A 16,750-nucleotide genomic window follows, 5' to 3' on the forward strand; every position below is an offset into this window, starting at 1 on the left:
GCCTGCACAGCATCCTGTTCCTGCGCCTCCAGCACAGCGCGTTGCGTCATGGCATTATCGCCATGCATTCATCACTCTTTCTGCTAGAAAGATCGTGTTGATCAGGCATGCCCATCTCATATCGACCGGACAAAATCATGACGAGACGCCTTACGCTGTGCCGCCACCTTCTGACAGCGACATTGCTGACAACCCCCGCCGTCTTTACGGCTTTCCTGCCTGCGGCTTATGCGGCAGAGGACGAAGCCGCCCGCACGGGATGGTATTTCCCGGCCCAAACCCTGCCGCTGGCAAAAGTGCTGGCTCCCCCGCCTGCCCCCGGCTCCGCCGCGCAGGAAAAGGATCTGAAGACCGTGCGCAAGGCTGAAGCCGCCCGCACACCGGAGTTGATCGCGGCCGTCAAGGCAGACGCCCATATCAGCGTCTATCGCTTTGCCGATGTCATGGGGCCGGGCTTCAAGCCGGAGAATCTGCCGCTGGCCGACAAGATGTTCAGGCATATGTCCGACGATATTCGTATCGCCATCATGGATGCCAAGAAAGAATTCAACAGGCCCCGACCCTTCGTGGCGGATCCGAAAATCACCACCATCGTGCCGCAGCCGCCCAATGCCTCCTATCCCAGCGGACATACGGCCTTTGCCTTTGCCAATGCCATCGTGCTCTCCGCCATGGTGCCAGAGAAGGCCGCCGAGATTTTTGCCCGTGCTCATCTTTACGGGCTGCACCGCATTATGGGCGGGGTACATTTTCCGACCGATGTCGAGGCAGGCAAGGTCTCCGGCAGCGTGATCGGCAGTAATTTCCTGCAATCTCCCCGGTTTCAGGCTGATTTCACCGCTGCCCGCAAGGAAGTGCGACATGCGCTGGGCCTGCCTGAAACACCCTGATCCCATACAAGACTGAACATGGCAGGAAGGAGGACCGGCATGACCGGTCCTCCATTTTTTATCGACCAACCTGACGCGATGGCCGGGATCAGGCAGACAGCAGCCGCCCGGCGATCACCGCCAGCACACCCCCCAGCAAAGCCAGATAAGGCAGCAGACCGGCACGGCTTTCCACGCCTTCCTCTTTCTGCATATGCAGATCCTTGATCGCGGCTTCGGGGAAGACGCCTTTATCCTGCACGTAATGACGGAACAGGAAGACCGGGATGACCATCGCCGCAACGATGATGCCGGTCAGCAAGGTACCACTGCCCCATACACCTGCACCCATCCCCATCAGGAAAGCGTTGACGAAACCCAGCACCGCCCCGGTTCCCAGCAGCCAGGCCGGGCATTTGAACGGACGAGCCAGAAACGGACGATCAATCCGATGCAGCCAGCCTGCATTGAGGTTCATGAAGCTGAAAATGATATAGCCGACATTGGAAGCCGCCAGCACGAATACGTTATCGCTCAGCAGCAGCAGCAACATGTTAAAGCAGAGATCTGTCCACATCGCATGGGTCGGCGCACCATGATGGTTCACATGCGACAGATAGCGCGGCAGCCAGCCATCGACCGATCCCTGATACAGCGTGCGCGATGACCCGGCCATGGCCGTCATGATCGATAGCAGCAAAGTCAGCACGAGCATGACAACGATGATATTCAGCATAACCCCCTGTGCCCCGATCATCGCCGCCATGGCACGGCCAACCCCCATGCCACTGTAAATGTCGGGTGCCAGCATGCCATCCAGCCCCAGAGCGCCCTGGAAAGCCAGTGGAACCAGGGTGAACACCCCCAGACAGAGCAGACCGGAAAAGAAGATCGCCTTGAACGTATCCGTGCTGGGATTACGGAATTCCCGCGTGTAGCAAACAGCGGTTTCAAACCCGTACGTGGACCAGGCCGCAATAAACAGGCCACCCGCCATCAGCGAAAGACCGGCCATGTCCCAATGCCCGGCCACAACCTTGCCCGCCGCGTCATGGGCCAAAGGCGCAAAAGGCGTGAAATGGCTGGCCGGCAGATCCCCGGTCAGCAGCGGCACCAGCCCGATGATCAACAACGGCAACAGAGACACCACCGCAAAAATCATCTGGATACGGGCAGAGGCCAGAATCCCGCGATGCTGGATAGCAAACACACACAGCATCAGCACAGCCGCGAGCCCAAAAGTGGCGTTGATCCGGAGAGTCAGACCATCCTTGATCATCCCCAGATCAAACAGGGTCCATTGCCAGCTGTTCACAACACTATCCGCCGGGAACAGCACAGACAGAATATAGCCGGCCCCCAGCGATGTGCCGATGGCCAGCACCGGCGACCATGCGAACCAGTTACACCAGACCGAAAGCGGCGCGATCAGCTTGCTGTAGCGCACCCAGGCCACAGCACCATAAACAGATGCCCCACCTGATTTTTCCGGGAAAAGCCCGGCAATTTCCGCATAGGTAAAAGACTGCAAAAATCCGAACAGGATTGAAATAATCCAGATTGCCCAGGAAGGATTGCCCACCGTCGCGGCAATCGAGCCGATCGTGAACAGAACCAGGGCAGGCACGCCGCTGGAAACCCAGAACGCATCTACCCATGTCAGTGAACGGACCAGCTCATTGCCGGTTTTTGTCACCGTCTCGCCTACTGCCTTACCGCCTGCAGGCAACGCGATATCCAAAGCACCCTCACTCATGACGCTCCTCCATACTCATAAGGTCATGACGTGGCTTTTCCCGTCGGTGATGCCTGACACCCTTCAGGATGCGATCACCTTAATTTTCTTGATAGGAAATATTATTTCTAAAAATCGTAACCTGATCAAAACCGATGCGCAAGCGGACAAATCAGGTTCAAGGCAACAGAAAGGCAAATTAATCCGCTTTTTTTGCTTTTTGACGGCTGCGGGAGGCTGCCGTCACGGTGCGTACCACTTCCTCTGGCTCATCCAGTAAAGGGCTGAACAACGCGACCAGCGCACGTTCCGATGTCACATTCGCCTTTCGATAAAGGCGAAGTTTATAGTTTTTGACAGTTCCTTTTCCGATCCCGAGACTCTGCGCAATCTCCCCGGTTGAGCGGCGCTGCAAAATCAATGTCAGCAAGGAGCGCTCCCTGCCCGTCAGCATGGCGATATCAGGCAATGGAAAAGAAGCATGTTCCGCAGGCGTCGTGTCCTGCACGGGTTTGCTCAGCAGCACGATTCCACGTCCACCCGGTGCCAGAGAAAAATCCTTATCAAAACACGCCACTTGAACATGGTATTTTTCATCAAAAGGAAAAAGACCAGGTTTGTCAGGCAATGCCGCGCAATCATTGAGATCCGGTGATAAACGAGCCGCCTGCCGCCATGCAGTATTGGCAAAGATCGGTACGCCGACACGATCCAGAATTAATAAAGGGTCGGTATGCAAATGGCTGGAGCCACGATGGGCCGTCTCCACGGCCTTTTCTTCTCCAAACATGCGCGCCAGATGTGTCCGGTGCAAAGCTTCCAGAATCGGGAACAGGGCCTCGGCCCCCTGCCTGTCCTGATCGCTGAAGCGTCCCTCTGCCAGAACCAGAAACAGCACGATACAGGCCCGACCGGCAGAAGGCAGAAACACGCCCATCTCGTCACTGACGCGTACCCGCGGAGCATAAACGTCGCCATAGACCGTGCTGTCAGGCCCGAGAACCTGCCGCAGAACATACACGCCAGGCTGATGATGGCGCGCCCAGTGTTGGGCAAAAGGATCCGCGTGATGATACCGCGTCAGGTAAAATTCACGGATATGGACCGGCACGTTCACCGTATGCACCACATCCTGCCGTGAATGCGCCGTATAGCGGATGATCCAGGCATTATCGTGTCCGATCACAGCACGCAGCAGATCCAGCAAAACCTCATAAAATCGGCGGCTGCCGACCTTTCTGATCGTGACGGCCAGTTCCCGGCAGAATGCCGCTTGCCCGGGCATCACCCGTGCCGGGAAAACAACTGACTGCTTGCCAGCATCATGATTGCCCAAAAACTGCTCCCCACCCCGCCGAGACAAAGCGCATTTGCCTGAAAAACAGACATCTATCCGTTTTTGTAGTGCCACTTGGCACTATTGTGAATGGACCTGCCAGGCAATTACCTTTCCTGCAAGACAACATTACTGAACAGAGGAAATGTTCCTTGGACATCTTTCCTGCTGATACACCTACTCCTAGCAGAAGCAGTGCCATTCTTCGTGGCGGCCAATGGACAGTGCTGACAATACCGGCAGGCGGGTCGCTCATGCTGGTCAATATCGAAGGCGGCCAGAAAGTCGATCTGTATTGTCTTTCAACAGCTTCCCTCATTTTGCCGGAGGATGCCAGCGTTTCTCCTTCTCCGGACATGCTGGCGGGTCTGGTAAGTGCGCAGGAACGCACCGGCACAGTATTGGCACGCTATACGGATGCAGAGTTGGCCATCATGGGATGGAGGCTGTTTGACGACAGCACACCCGATAAGACCGCCTTGAGTGTCACGGCCCGCCATGATGCAGTCTGTGTGCTGATATCAGCCAAAACTGTGATGACGCCAGACAGCCACAATACAGCAACAGATATTGCTATTCATATTACACAGGATGAAACAGCGCTGCGTCTTCCGGCACCGCTGGCACCGGTCAAGGCCGAAATTCATATTCCGCCCGCCAGCGCACGCGCCTACACCGTCAAGGCCGGTGACTACATACAGATTATCGACGTGCAGGGTAAACAATGCTCTGACTTTCTGGCTTTTGATGCACAGAGTCTGAAAAATGGCGATCTGAACGGGCTGGATGCCGCGGTAACACGCACCTTCACCGGCGTTGCCAATCCAAGCCCAGGCGTCCATGCGCGATATTTCGATCGCACTATGAAGCCGCTGGTCGAGATCGTACAGGATACAGTCGGGCGCCATGATGCATTCCTGCTGGCCTGTAACGCGCGATATTACGAAACGCAGGGATATCCCGGACATACAAACTGCACTGATAATTTCAATGCAGTCCTCGAGGATCATGGAATCAAACCTCAGATAACCTGGCCTGCCATCAATTTCTTTTTCAATACACAGGTCAATCCTGACGGGACCATCTCTCTGGAAGAACCATGGTCAAGGCCGGGTGACTACGTACTGTTGCGGGCTATGACCGATCTGGTCTGTGCCAGCTCCGCATGCCCTGACGATATAGACCCGGCCAATGGTTGGATGCCTACGGATATCCATGTGCGCATATACGATGCCTCGGCGCAGTTTTCCAAAGGCATTGGCCATCGCATCACGCGCCATACGGAGGCACGATTGACAAGGGAATCAGGTTTTCACAGCCGTACATCACCTCTGGCAAAGGAGATGATCGACTATCAAGGCTTCTGGCTTCCACGGGAATACAGCGGCAGTGGAGCCATTGAAGAATACTGGGCCTGTCGGGAAAAAGCCGCCCTGTTCGACCTGACGGCCCTCAGAAAATTCGAAATCACCGGCCCGGATGCAGAGAAACTTCTGAACTATGCTGTTACACGCGACATCAGCAAGCTTTCCATAGGGCAGATCGTCTATACAGCACTTTGTCATCCGCATGGCGGTATGATCGACGATGCCACCGTGTTCCGCATGAGCCAGCACACATTCCGTCTTATATGTGGGCGGGAATGGTGCGGCACCTGGTTGCGTATGCTGGCCAGTGAAAAAGACTTCAAAGTCTGGGTTCGAAGCTCAACAGACCAGCTTCACAATATCTCCCTGCAGGGACCGCTGAGCAGAATAATCCTCAGCACGGTTTTTAGTCCTTATCTGACTCAACCTGATGCAAAAGACCTGAAATGGTTTCATTTTTCAACTGGCATGCTTGGAAAGCATGATCCCTCTCCTGTCATGATTTCCAGAACTGGGTACACCGGAGAACTGGGATACGAAATTTTTTGCCATCCCCAACATGCGGGTTCTGTATGGGATGCCGTGATGGAGGCCGGTAAAAATCATGCTCTCAAACCAGCGGGACTGGATGCTCTGAATATGCTGCGTATTGAAGCGGGACTGGCGTTTGCTGGGTACGAATTCTGTGATCAGACCGATCCTTTTGAGGCGGGAATAGGCTTTGTCGTCAGTCAGAAAAAACAAAGCGATTATGTTGGTAAAACTGCCCTTCTGGAACGTGGTAGCGCTTATCGCAACAGGCTGGCAGGACTTGTGATCGAAGGCAATGACACCGTTTTTCATGGCGATGGCGTTTATAATGGAATGGCACAGGTTGGCATTATCACCAGCCCGGTGTTTTCGCCCATCCTTGGCTCCCAAATTGCCTTGGCACGAATTGATCCGTCGGTTGCCGTATCTGGAACCCAAATTGAGATAGGAAAAGATAACGGCATGCAGCTGCGTATTCCGGCCCATGTCGTAGGATTTCCTCACTATGACCCACAAAAAACAAAAGTCCGCTCCTGACTGTTCACTTTATCCAAGACACGGATGTTCATCATGAAAAAGAAAATTGCCATTATCGGTGGTGGCCCAAGCGGTCTGGCATTTCTTCGCGCTATGGAAAGTGCGCGTAAAGCAGGGGCAGAGGTTCCAGAGTATGTCTGTTACGAGAAACAGGCAGATTGTGGCGGACTCTGGAACTATACATGGCGTACCGGCCTGGATGAATTCGGTGAACCGGTGCATGGCAGCATGTATCGTTTTCTGTGGTCTAATGGACCGAAAGAATGTCTTGAATTCGCAGATTATTCCTTTGAAGAGCATTTCGGCCGCGCCATTCCATCCTATCCACCTCGTGCTGTCCTGCATGATTATATCAAGGGCCGGATTGAAAAATCCGGTGTCAGACAATTCATCAAATTCCATCATGCTGTCAAATGGATTGACTATAGTCAGGAAAGTCGCACCTTTTCTGTGACGGTCAAGGATTTAAAGACAGATACGCTCAAGACCGATACGTTTGACCATGTGGTCATTGCGACCGGACATTTTTCCGTTCCAAACGTGCCATATTTCGAGGGTTTCGAAAGCTTCCCCGGTCGTATCATGCATGCACATGATTTTCGGGATGCCAATGAATTCTCTGGTAAAGACATCCTGATGGTCGGAAGCTCCTATTCAGCGGAAGATATTGGAACGCAGTGTGCGAAATATGGCTGTCGCTCGGTAACGTTCAGCTATCGCACCCGCCCGATGGGATTTCAGTGGCCGGAAGGGTTTGAGGAAAAACCCCTTCTGACTCATGTCAAAGGCAACATAGCTTATTTCAAAGACGGGACTTCAAAAAAGGTAGATTCCATTATCCTCTGCACAGGATACCAACATTCATTTCCCTTCCTGCCGGATTCCATGCGCCTGAAAACCAATAATCGCCTGTATCCGCTTAATCTGTACAAGGGTATTTTCTGGAAGGGGAATACAGATCTCATCTATATTGGCATGCAGGATCAGTATTACACTTTCAATATGTTTGATGCACAAGCATGGCTGGCACGGGATGCCATTCTTGGACGCTACATCCTTCCGGATGCCGCTACACAGGATGCCGACATAAAACACTGGAGAGCACTGGAAGAAAAAATTCAAAATCCTTACCAGGCGATTGATTTCCAGACCGAATATGTCCGCGATCTTCTAGCACTGACGGATTATCCCCATCTTGATGTCGACCGGATTGCAGCCCTGTTCAAGGAATGGGAGCACCATAAGGAGGAAGGGATCATTACGTATCGTGATCGCAGTTATCCCTCCACCCTGACTGGCACGATGGCACCCAGCCACCACACGAAATGGATGGATGCCAAAGATGACAGCATGGAAGCGTTTCTGAATCACCCCCGTCTGGAGGCCGCAGAATGACCATCTCATACCCGGAACGCCACTCCGCCCTTACCAGCCGTCATGTGGCACTCGGATCAAAGATGGATGCATCCTGGAATGGGATGCCTATCCCTCAGAACTATGTATCAAACCCTTATGATGAGACCGTTCTCGTCAGAACCAAAGCAGGGCTTTTTGATGTTACGGCATTGCAGATCATCAATGTCTCCGGCCCTGATGCCATGGCTGTTCTTAATAATCTGGTGACATCAGATCTTGCAAAAATTTCCTCTGGCAGCTCCCTGATTACCAGCATTGTCAATGATGAAGGCGGCATCATTGATGACGTCATTATCTATGTTGATAGCAAGACCGAGTTCCGTGTTTCTCATGGTGGCGGCACACTTGAGCCGGTGCTCATGAAGGATATTGTCGGGCATAATGTAGTTGCTGAGCGGGATGATGATGTCCACATCCTCTCCCTGCAAGGCCCCCTCTCAGGAGATATTCTGCAACCCCATACAGAATTACCTTTATCTTCGCTATCCTATTTCTCCCATGCCCAAACAACCTTGTTCGGAAAACCGGTCAGAATTGCACGTGGTGGATATTCCGGAGAGACGGGATATGAGGTGTTCTGCACTTCAGAAGAAGCAGGCCCAATCTGGGACATGATCCTGGAGGCCGGAAAATCCTATGGTGCGGCTCCAGTGAGCTGGTCCTGCCTTGATATCGTCCGCCTTGAGGGAGGATTGCTGTTTTTCCCCTATGATATGCCGGCGGAAAATACCACCCCATGGGAGGTCAATATGGGATGGTCCATTGACCTCCAGAAAACAGCTTTCCGTGGCAAGAAAGCACTGGAAGCATTACGCGGCCAGGAACGCAGCACGATTATCGGTCTGGAAGTACTCAGCAAGGAAGCAGCCGAGGCCGGCACTCCCATTTTCCATGATGGTGTTCAGGTCGGACAGGTAACCAGCAGTATCTTCAGCCAATATCTGATGAAATCTCTGGCTATTGCCACGATTAAGCCCTCCCTGTCTGCGCTCGGCACCGCGGTATCTGTAGGAGAATCAGCACAAGCAAATATCGTTCGCATGCCATTCTATGATCCCCTGCGACTGAGAACCCATCCACGATAAAAAGGGAGAGCGGCAGACATGCTTCTCAGTAAGCCAGTCTATCAGGATCTGAAAATTGATCCGACAGGAAGCAGACATTTGTTTGTTTTTGACCGGTCTGCCGCTCAATGGAGAAGCAGATCTGATATCTGCACTCATTCCTCCTTTTACGTGATGCCTGACAGCCGGATCATGCCGGAACAGGCACCGGATGCAGAGACAAACAGTCTCTGCCTTCCGTTCCGCTCTGAGACCCAGTTGCTGAGCTATCTTGAGTCTTATCTTGGGACAGAGACCATGGGCCTGAGGCTCTATGCAGCTGGCCAGGAAAGTTTCGTATGGGATTGTTACCGCGTGGCACAGCAGGCTGGTATGACCCGCCCGGAAATTCATCTGGCCGTCTCAGGAGAAGTCAGCAGGCGGGTTTACTGTGTTCACTGTCAGACCATCAATCATGGCGCAAAAAGCACACTCATCCAATGTGATGGCTGCAACGCAACTCTTTTTGTCCGTGATCATTTCTCGCGTGAGCATGGCGCCTATATGGGTTTTCAGGTTGATGCTGAAAACCCCGGCGAAATTCCTTCGGCCGAGGCACTTTCCCTATGACAGAGCACAAAAATACACCCCGTCAGATAGATGTCAGGCTGTCTGATATAGAGCCACTTTCTCCCACTTTGAAACGCCTGACTTTTGTTCCCATAAAAGTTGCTGCTTTTCCCGTTATCCCGACAGGCAGCCATATCATCGTGTCGATACCAGGGAGAAGACGGTCTCATAAAAACGCTTATTCCCTGATCGGACCGGCAGATAAGACAGATTCCTATCAGATTGTCGTTCGAAAGGTGGATAAAAGCCGTGGTGGTTCAAACTGGATTCATGAGCAGGCCAAGATAGGCGACAAACTTCAGATCAGCTGGCCATCCAGCCTCTTTCCCCTTTCCAATGTGGCGCGTCATCATCTTCTGATCAGCGGCGGGATCGGGATTACCCCCATTCTGTCGCATCTGCACGCCCTGACCGCCCGGGGCGCCTCGTTCAGCCTGCATCATGCCTGTAAAGCTGAAGACAAGAATGCCTTTTTGACCCTGCTGGCTCCTTTCCATGGCCATGACATCACCCTTTACGTGGCTGATGATCCATCATCCTCCCGACTGGATCTTCAGGCCGTGATGGGCAGACAGCCTCTGGGTACCGTTCTCTACACATGCGGCCCACAAAAGCTGACCGATGCCATCATGGAGACAGGCCGCACACTGGGATGGCCTGCGTCAAGCCTTCAGACTGAAAGTTTCGGTGGGGCTCGGGCCGGTACAGCGTTTACCCTGCATGCACGCCGAGCGGGGAAAACCATTCTTGTGGATGAAGAGAGCAGCATTCTGGAGGCTCTGGAAAGCGCTGGTATCCAGCCGACCTATCTCTGCCGTGGTGGAGCCTGTGGTCAATGCCTGACCAGTGTGATTGATGGCATTCCAGAACATCGCGACGACTTTCTGGATGAGCAGGAACGCGCCACAAACAAAAAAATCATGATCTGTGTTTCAAGGGCATGCAGCCCTTCTCTGACCCTTGATATTTGATTTACCGATAAAAGAAGGGATTTCTGTCATGACTGTGCAGTTCAAGCCGGATGAAACGTTCCGGGGTAATTATAACTTCAAAAACAGCGATGAAGCGATACTCAGTTTCCCGTTTCCGTTTCCTGAAGATAAATACATGTATTCAATGAATGCCGAACCACATGTCAGATCCGGACCATCCCCATCCTATCATCATGCATTCGACATTGATGAGCACTACATCGCTGAATGCAGGGAGCGCGCAATCATTCTGGAGCAAGACCCGAAACGCTGTCAGGTCATGCCACATCTTCAGATTGCCGAATGGGATACGCTTGAACTCCTGATGGATTCCCTGTCTACCGACTACCCTCAATGGTTCAGCCTGACGAAGGCTGCTGACAAATGGTGCTGGGTCAATCGTCTTCTGACGATTGAGCAGAATTTCATTTTTGGTGATGCATCTACGCTGCCTTTACCACCCTTCGAGTATATCACCAGACAGGTTCAAGGAGATTTCACCCTTCAGGATCAGCGAGATAACAATCTGTTCATCGAAGGCGGAATGGTAACTTCTCAGGCGGATTGGTCACTCAATTTCGACAAAGGCATGAGCTTTCATGAATGGCATGCGCCTGTGCCCTTAGCCCATGATATGGGGGTCTTTGATCGAGCCCTCAAATTTCTGCTCAAACTGCAATATGGGCAGCCTGTGCGACGTCTGAATTGGACTTTGACCGTTAATCCACGCCTCGATACGTCCCCAGAGAATTATGCAGTCTGGGGACCGGATCGTATGACGGTAACACCTGAAAATGTAAAACAGAAAGTGCATCTTCGTGTCGAGTTGCAAAGTCTGTTCCGTCTGCCACGCAGCAATGCCATCCTGTTCTCCATTCGCGGCTATCTGGCCAGTATAGAAGAAATTCAGCGCGTTCCGAAATGGCGCCGCCGACTGCATCGTGTGATACGGGATCTAAACCCTTCGATCCGAACCTATAAGGGTTTCTCCCGCTATTACGACACGCTGGTATCTGCTCTAGCAGCAGGGGATGATGGGTTACCAACATCTTCAGGTATTCAGCCTGATATTGACAGGCTCTCGTAACAAAAAAGGCCCTGCTCTTTAAAGCAGGGCCTTTTAAATGGAAATCTTAGTGACTGATCATCCATGGTCGTTGGGCAGGAAAACTTTTAGCGGCTGGCGGTGAGTCCGCCGTCAATTTCGATTTTCCCTTCGTTGTGGTACAGCAGGAGCATCCGGATGGATGACTCCCGCGTGATCGGCGCGGCGCATGCATACTGCGCTCATTGGTAGCAAATGCAGTTCGCCGGGCAGAATCCATAGCGGCAAATGATGGTGCGGTGAGTAACACACGCGGAGCAGATGTGCCGCAATCCGGGCAGCACGCAGGCTGCTCGAACTCCGACATCGGACGCATCACAGTAAAAACGCCGCATGACTCACAATGATAGTCATAGACCGGCATAGGAGACCTCCTTACAGATCCTGCGCAATCGGCATATCCACCAGGCCAGGTGTTACACCACCGCTGGGACCATCCGCACCCGGATTGATATCAAAGTCAAAAATTTCCGTGGGTACCCAGAGCGTGGCACAGGAATTGGGAATATCGACCACACCGCTGATATGACCCTGTACCGGTGCAGTGCCGAGGATCGAATATCCCTGTGCACCGGAATATCCAAATTTCTTCAGATACTCGATAGCATTGAGGCAAGCCTGACGATAGGCGACATTGACATCAAGGTAATGTTGTTCGCCTTGCTCATCGACTGAAATACCCTCGAAGATCAAATAGTCACTGTAAACGGGTTTGATGGGACTCGGCTTGAAGATCGGATTTTTGATTCCATACTTTGCCATTCCATCCTTGATCAGATTCACACGCATATGAATCCAGCCTGGCATTTCGATAGCGCCACAGAAGGTAATTTCACCATCGCCCTGGCTGAAGTGAAGATCACCAACGGATAGACCGGCCCCTGGAACATAAACCGGGAAGAATACCCGGGCCCCTCGTGACAGATCCTTAATATCGCAATTGCCTCCATGCTCACGAGGAGGAACGGTGCGGGCACCATGAGCGGCGGCGGCATCACGTGCCTCACCTTTGAGACGCCCCATATGGGCTGTCGGCTCAAAAGGCGGATTGGCCAAAGGTGGCACACGATTTGGGTTGGTTGCGATCAGCGCTTTCTCCCGCGCATTCCATTTTTCCAGCAGATCGGGAGATGGCAGGCATCCTATCAGGCCTGGATGAATCAGGCCGGCATAATTTACGCCGGGAACGTGGCGAGAAGAGGCAAACATGCCATGGAAATCCCAGATTGATTTCTGGGCTAAAGGAAAATGGTCCGTCAGAAAGCCGCCACCATTCTTTTTGGAGAAAAACCCGTTAAAGCCCCACGCATTATGCGGGAATGCACCAATATCCAGAAAGTCGACAACCAACAGATCACCCGGCTGAGCCCCCTCGACACCGATCGGGCCGCTGAGATAATGTACGGTTGTCAAATCGACATCCCGAACATCTTCGGCTGAGTCATTATTTTTTATGAATCCGCCTGTCCAGTCATAGCATTCGACAATAAAATCGTCTCCTGGCTTGACTGTGGCAACCATTGGAATGTCATGATGCCACCGATTATGCACCATATCATTACTGATAGCGGGTTGTGACAGGTCGATTTTGATGATCGTATCAGTCATGGCATCATCCCGTTGAACAAATGTTTGATTTTTTCCGGTTATATTTTTAGACAGCCAGGAAACGGGCTACTTTTTCCTGATCAAGATTTTCTTTTGTATCCTGATGAACAATCTTGCCACCTTCAATTACCATGATCCGATCAGCAACATCCAGTGCAAAGGATAAAACCTGTTCAGACACAAAAATTGAAAGCCCTTTCTGATCACGTATTCTACGCAGTGTTCTGGCCATTTCGAGAATAATGGAGGGCTGAATACCTTCAGTCGGTTCATCCAGAAGCAGAACCTTTGGCTCAGTGGCCAGAGCACGGGCAATGGCAAGCTGTTGCTGCTGGCCGCCCGATAGGTTTCCGCCACGGCGTCGACCCATTTCTTTCAAAACCGGGAAAAGTTCATATAAATCAGAAGGTATTTTCAATTTTCCTCTTACAAAAAGACCTGTTTCAATGTTTTCTGTCACTGTCATCGTTGAAAAAATCATACGCCCCTGCGGAACATAGGCAATGCCGGTTTCAACACGGCGGTGGCTTTTCATCGTCGTGATATCGGTGCCATCCAGCATGATCTTCCCCCCGCTACCGGGAACCATCCCGATCAGCGATTTCATCAGCGTCGATTTTCCCATGCCATTGCGACCAACAATAGCCACAATTTCTCCTGCACCAATATCAAGATCAATCCCGTGCAGAACTTCACTTTGACCATATGACACGCGCAATTCGTTTGTAGTCAGCATAGCGTGTCTCCTCAATGTCCCAGATAGACTTCAATAACTTTCGGGTCATTCTTTACATGTGCCATGGTTCCATCTGACAAAACCTGCCCCTGATGAAGAACCGTTACTTTATGGGCAATATCCTCCACAAAACCCATGTCGTGCTCGATAACCAGTACAGAGCGACCTTCAATGATCCTGTGCAGCAGCTCAGCGGTTTTCTGCCGCTCGGCTACGCTCATACCTGCAACCGGCTCATCGAGCATGAGAAGTTCAGGATCCTGAATCAGCAGCATTCCTATTTCCAGCCATTGTTTCTGACCATGGCTAAGATACTCGGCCCGTTCATGAAGACGATCCTGAAGGAAAATCATCTCGCTGATTTCCTCAATTCTGGAACGGACTTCTGCGTCACACCGAAAGCTTAATGCTCCAAACACAGATCGGCCACGCGGATAAGAAATCTCAAGATTCTCGAAAACCGTGAGATCTTCATAAATCGATGGGTTCTGGAATTTACGCCCTACTCCTGCACGAACAATCTGATGCTCCTTCAAGGTGGTCAGTTCATGATTACGGAACCTTATAGACCCTGATGATGCTTTTGTTCGCCCGCAGATGAGGTCAAGAACTGTGGTTTTCCCTGCTCCATTTGGACCAATGATCACGCGGATTTCATTGCGATCAACGTAGAAGGACAGATCATTAACGGCCTTGAAACCATCGAATGAAACGGTCAATCCCTCCACAGCCAGAAGAAAATCTGTTTCTGATGACATGACAGCTTTCTCCCTTACTTCACAACCACAGGCGTATCGGTCGAAGAAAGTACTTCTTTGGCTGCATTATTCTGTCTGTTACCCATGCCGAGCAGGCGGCTGACATAGGGATCGAGATAGCTGCGATACAATCCGGCCAGACCGTTGGGGAACACCATTGTCACAATGATGAACAATGCGCCCATTGCAAACAGCCAGGCATTGGGGAACGCTTCTGAAAGGGTGGAGCGGGCCCAGTTTACCAGCAAGGTTCCATACAGCGCACCCAGCAGAGAGGTACGCCCACCGACAGCAGCGAAAATCACCATTTCGATAGAAGGAACGATTCCGACAAAACTCGGGGACATGAAGCCAACCTGGAGGGTAAACATTGCGCCTCCCACTCCGGCCAGAGCTGCCGCAACACAAAAGGCAAAAATCTTGAAACTCGCAACGTCATAGCCCGAGAAGCGAACCCGATCCTCCCGATCGCGCATTGCCAGCAGAATACGACCGAGCTTTGATCGCCTGATAAACTGAAGCAGAATCAGACTGCCCAGAAGCAGGCCGCAGCAGACGAAATACAGCACGTTTCTGGCATGATCTGTACGGATATCCCAACCATGAAAGCTGCGCAGATCGGTGATTCCATTGACCCCACCGGTATATCCCTGTTGGCCAATGATCAGAATGGTCAGAATGGCGGCAATGGCTTGCGTGATGATGGCGAAATATGTGCCGCCTACCCGCCGCCGAAACATGGCGATTGCGATCACCAGTGCCAGCACCATCGGCACTGCAGGAACTGCAAAAATGGTAAAGGCAAGGCTGTGAAACGGCTTCCAGAACCATGGCAGTGAGGTAATCTGGTTCCAGTCCATGAAATCAGGAATACCTGGTGTAGACTGGATTTTGGTCGCTTCCGGCGTTGATGATTCCAGCTTCAGATACATGGCCATGCAGTAGCCGCCGAGACCAAAAAACACGCCCTGACCAAGACTGAGAATACCCGCGTCACCCCAGCACAGCACCAGACCGAGCGCTACGAAACCATAGGTCAGATACTTTCCGAACAGGTTCAGGCGAAACGTATCGAGACCAAGGGGAAACACAACAAGGATCAGAAAGGCAAACAAGCCGATACACAGAATATCTTTGCGATTGAGGAAACTGCTGTTCATGTGAAATATGCTCCTCAGCGCCGAACCTTGAGAACAAACAGACCCTGCGGACGGATCATCAGAATAATGATAACCGACAGCAGCACGATTACCTGAGCCATCGAACCACTGAGGAAGAATTCCAGCGTGGACCGTGCCTGGGAAATCGTGAATGCGGAGGCAATCGTACCGAGCAGGCTCGATGCACCGCCGAAGACCACGACAAGGAATGTATCGACAATGTAAAGCTGGCCGGCAGTCGGGCTGGTGGATCCGATCATCGTAAACGCAGCCCCGGCCACACCCGCGATGCCACAGCCGAGGCCGAAAGTCCGACGATCCACCCTTTCTGTATCAATCCCGACAGCTGCCGCCATCGGGCGGTTCTGCACAACAGCCCGCACCTGCTTGCCCCATCCCGAGCGAAACATCAGCAGATAGACCCCGACTGTGATCAGTGTAGTGAGACCCATCACCAACAGACCATTGATGGGAATTTCGATACTTTCGGAAAGATGAGTTGCCCCCATCATCCATTCAGGCAGATTGACGCCGACTTCACGCGCCCCGAAAACCGAGCGATAGATCTGCTGCATGATCAGACTGAGACCCCATGTCGCCAGCAGACTGTCGAGCGGTCTTTTGTAGAGATGACGTATCATCAGCCATTCCACCAGCATCCCGGCAAGGCCCGAGGCGCAGAAAGCCAGCACGACGGCAATAGGGAAATAGATTGCAAATGCACCGGGAATAAACTGAGAAAAAAGCTGTGACGTCAGATAGGTCACATAAGCGCCCAGGATCATGAATTCCCCATGCGCCATATTGATGACGCCCATCTGGCCAAAGATAATGGCCATGCCGAGCGCCATCAACACAAAGACGGAGAACAGGATAAGCCCGGAAAACCCCTGCATCACAAAGATGGAACCGAGTTCACTTATCGAGTAGCCACCCATCAACCTGTCC

15 protein-coding genes are annotated in these 16,750 nt (G+C 52.2%); 7 read left to right on the forward strand and 8 right to left on the reverse strand.

All coding sequences use genetic code 11. The annotated features are described in order from the left end of the window. Positions 1-137: 137 nt before the first annotated feature. Positions 138-890, forward strand: coding sequence for an acid phosphatase (locus GBCGDNIH1_RS21620; RefSeq protein WP_025318638.1), 753 nt, complete (start codon positions 138-140; stop codon positions 888-890). A gap of 88 nt (positions 891-978) precedes the next feature. Here the strand turns inward: GBCGDNIH1_RS21620 and GBCGDNIH1_RS21625 are convergent, their stop codons facing one another. Both GBCGDNIH1_RS21625 and GBCGDNIH1_RS21630 read right to left on the reverse strand, forming a co-directional pair. Then, entirely contained in the window at positions 979-2,625 is a 1,647-nt protein-coding gene (locus tag GBCGDNIH1_RS21625) for an APC family permease (RefSeq protein ID WP_011632522.1), read from the reverse strand. Between the two features lie 178 nt (positions 2,626-2,803). Beyond that, positions 2,804-3,940 carry a helix-turn-helix domain-containing protein gene (locus GBCGDNIH1_RS21630; RefSeq protein ID WP_125911035.1) on the reverse strand — a complete coding sequence of 379 codons (1,137 nt, stop codon included), beginning with the start codon at positions 3,938-3,940 and terminating at the stop codon, positions 2,804-2,806. A 152-nt stretch (positions 3,941-4,092) separates the two neighbouring features. On the opposite strand from GBCGDNIH1_RS21630, the gene GBCGDNIH1_RS21635 reads away from it, so the two are divergent. The 6 genes from GBCGDNIH1_RS21635 to GBCGDNIH1_RS21660 are packed head-to-tail and all read left to right on the forward strand — an operon-like array spanning position 4,093 to position 11,522. After that, entirely contained in the window at positions 4,093-6,375 is a 2,283-nt protein-coding gene (locus tag GBCGDNIH1_RS21635; RefSeq protein ID WP_198353661.1) for a DUF1989 domain-containing protein, read from the forward strand. A gap of 33 nt (positions 6,376-6,408) precedes the next feature. Further along, positions 6,409-7,770, forward strand: a complete 1,362-nt coding sequence (locus GBCGDNIH1_RS21640) for an NAD(P)-binding domain-containing protein (RefSeq protein ID WP_043454307.1) — start codon at positions 6,409-6,411, stop codon at positions 7,768-7,770. Continuing rightward, positions 7,767-8,876, forward strand: coding sequence for an aminomethyltransferase family protein (locus tag GBCGDNIH1_RS21645; protein ID WP_011632526.1), 1,110 nt, complete (start codon positions 7,767-7,769; stop codon positions 8,874-8,876). The genes GBCGDNIH1_RS21640 and GBCGDNIH1_RS21645 overlap by 4 nt, the downstream gene beginning before the upstream one ends. 18 nt (positions 8,877-8,894) lie before the next feature. After that, on the forward strand, positions 8,895-9,464 hold the full coding sequence (locus GBCGDNIH1_RS25150; protein WP_011632527.1) for a dimethylamine monooxygenase subunit DmmA family protein: 570 nt from the start codon (positions 8,895-8,897) through the stop codon (positions 9,462-9,464). Next, the gene (locus GBCGDNIH1_RS21655; RefSeq protein ID WP_072563978.1) at positions 9,461-10,435 is read left to right on the forward strand and encodes a PDR/VanB family oxidoreductase; all 975 of its coding nucleotides are present in this window, start codon (positions 9,461-9,463) and stop codon (positions 10,433-10,435) included. The genes GBCGDNIH1_RS25150 and GBCGDNIH1_RS21655 overlap by 4 nt, the downstream gene beginning before the upstream one ends. 28 nt (positions 10,436-10,463) lie before the next feature. Continuing rightward, entirely contained in the window at positions 10,464-11,522 is a 1,059-nt protein-coding gene (locus tag GBCGDNIH1_RS21660) for a heme-dependent oxidative N-demethylase family protein (RefSeq protein ID WP_043452984.1), read from the forward strand. 46 nt (positions 11,523-11,568) lie between these two features. Here the strand turns inward: GBCGDNIH1_RS21660 and GBCGDNIH1_RS25155 are convergent, their stop codons facing one another. From GBCGDNIH1_RS25155 to urtB, 6 genes are read right to left on the reverse strand one after another with little or no spacing between them, the layout of a single operon-like run. Continuing rightward, entirely contained in the window at positions 11,569-11,904 is a 336-nt protein-coding gene (locus GBCGDNIH1_RS25155; protein ID WP_011632530.1) for an FmdB family zinc ribbon protein, read from the reverse strand. An 11-nt stretch (positions 11,905-11,915) separates the two neighbouring features. Continuing rightward, positions 11,916-13,148, reverse strand: coding sequence for a formamidase (gene fmdA, locus GBCGDNIH1_RS21670; protein WP_011632531.1), 1,233 nt, complete (start codon positions 13,146-13,148; stop codon positions 11,916-11,918). A 46-nt stretch (positions 13,149-13,194) separates the two neighbouring features. Then, a complete protein-coding gene (gene urtE / locus GBCGDNIH1_RS21675; RefSeq protein ID WP_043452986.1) occupies positions 13,195-13,884 on the reverse strand; it encodes an urea ABC transporter ATP-binding subunit UrtE in 690 nt (229 codons plus the stop codon). 11 nt (positions 13,885-13,895) lie between these two features. Then, positions 13,896-14,642, reverse strand: coding sequence for an urea ABC transporter ATP-binding protein UrtD (urtD, locus tag GBCGDNIH1_RS21680; protein WP_011632533.1), 747 nt, complete (start codon positions 14,640-14,642; stop codon positions 13,896-13,898). A gap of 14 nt (positions 14,643-14,656) precedes the next feature. Continuing rightward, positions 14,657-15,802: an urea ABC transporter permease subunit UrtC gene (urtC, locus tag GBCGDNIH1_RS21685; protein ID WP_011632534.1), complete on the reverse strand. Its 1,146-nt coding sequence runs from the start codon at positions 15,800-15,802 to the stop codon at positions 14,657-14,659. A gap of 14 nt (positions 15,803-15,816) precedes the next feature. After that, on the reverse strand, positions 15,817-16,743 hold the full coding sequence (gene urtB, locus GBCGDNIH1_RS21690) for an urea ABC transporter permease subunit UrtB (protein WP_011632535.1): 927 nt from the start codon (positions 16,741-16,743) through the stop codon (positions 15,817-15,819). Positions 16,744-16,750 lie beyond the last annotated feature (7 nt).

This window comes from Granulibacter bethesdensis CGDNIH1, from assembly GCF_000014285.2.
Lineage (GTDB): Bacteria > Pseudomonadota > Alphaproteobacteria > Acetobacterales > Acetobacteraceae > Granulibacter > Granulibacter bethesdensis.

Excerpts from the sequence above, each read along its gene's own strand:
- GBCGDNIH1_RS21640 (WP_043454307.1), top strand. The coding sequence starts at position 6,409 with ATGAAAAAGAAAATTGCCATTATCGGTGGTGGCCCAAGCGGTCTGGCA.
- GBCGDNIH1_RS21660 (WP_043452984.1), top strand. The coding sequence starts at position 10,464 with ATGACTGTGCAGTTCAAGCCGGATGAAACGTTCCGGGGTAATTATAAC.
- urtD (WP_011632533.1), bottom strand. The coding sequence starts at position 14,642 with ATGTCATCAGAAACAGATTTTCTTCTGGCTGTGGAGGGATTGACCGTT.
- GBCGDNIH1_RS25155 (WP_011632530.1), bottom strand. The coding sequence starts at position 11,904 with ATGCCGGTCTATGACTATCATTGTGAGTCATGCGGCGTTTTTACTGTG.
- fmdA (WP_011632531.1), bottom strand. The coding sequence starts at position 13,148 with ATGACTGATACGATCATCAAAATCGACCTGTCACAACCCGCTATCAGT.
- GBCGDNIH1_RS21620 (WP_025318638.1), top strand. The coding sequence starts at position 138 with ATGACGAGACGCCTTACGCTGTGCCGCCACCTTCTGACAGCGACATTG.
- urtE (WP_043452986.1), bottom strand. The coding sequence starts at position 13,884 with ATGCTGACTACAAACGAATTGCGCGTGTCATATGGTCAAAGTGAAGTT.
- GBCGDNIH1_RS21625 (WP_011632522.1), bottom strand. The coding sequence starts at position 2,625 with ATGAGTGAGGGTGCTTTGGATATCGCGTTGCCTGCAGGCGGTAAGGCA.
- GBCGDNIH1_RS21655 (WP_072563978.1), top strand. The coding sequence starts at position 9,461 with ATGACAGAGCACAAAAATACACCCCGTCAGATAGATGTCAGGCTGTCT.
- GBCGDNIH1_RS21645 (WP_011632526.1), top strand. The coding sequence starts at position 7,767 with ATGACCATCTCATACCCGGAACGCCACTCCGCCCTTACCAGCCGTCAT.
- urtC (WP_011632534.1), bottom strand. The coding sequence starts at position 15,802 with ATGAACAGCAGTTTCCTCAATCGCAAAGATATTCTGTGTATCGGCTTG.
- GBCGDNIH1_RS25150 (WP_011632527.1), top strand. The coding sequence starts at position 8,895 with ATGCTTCTCAGTAAGCCAGTCTATCAGGATCTGAAAATTGATCCGACA.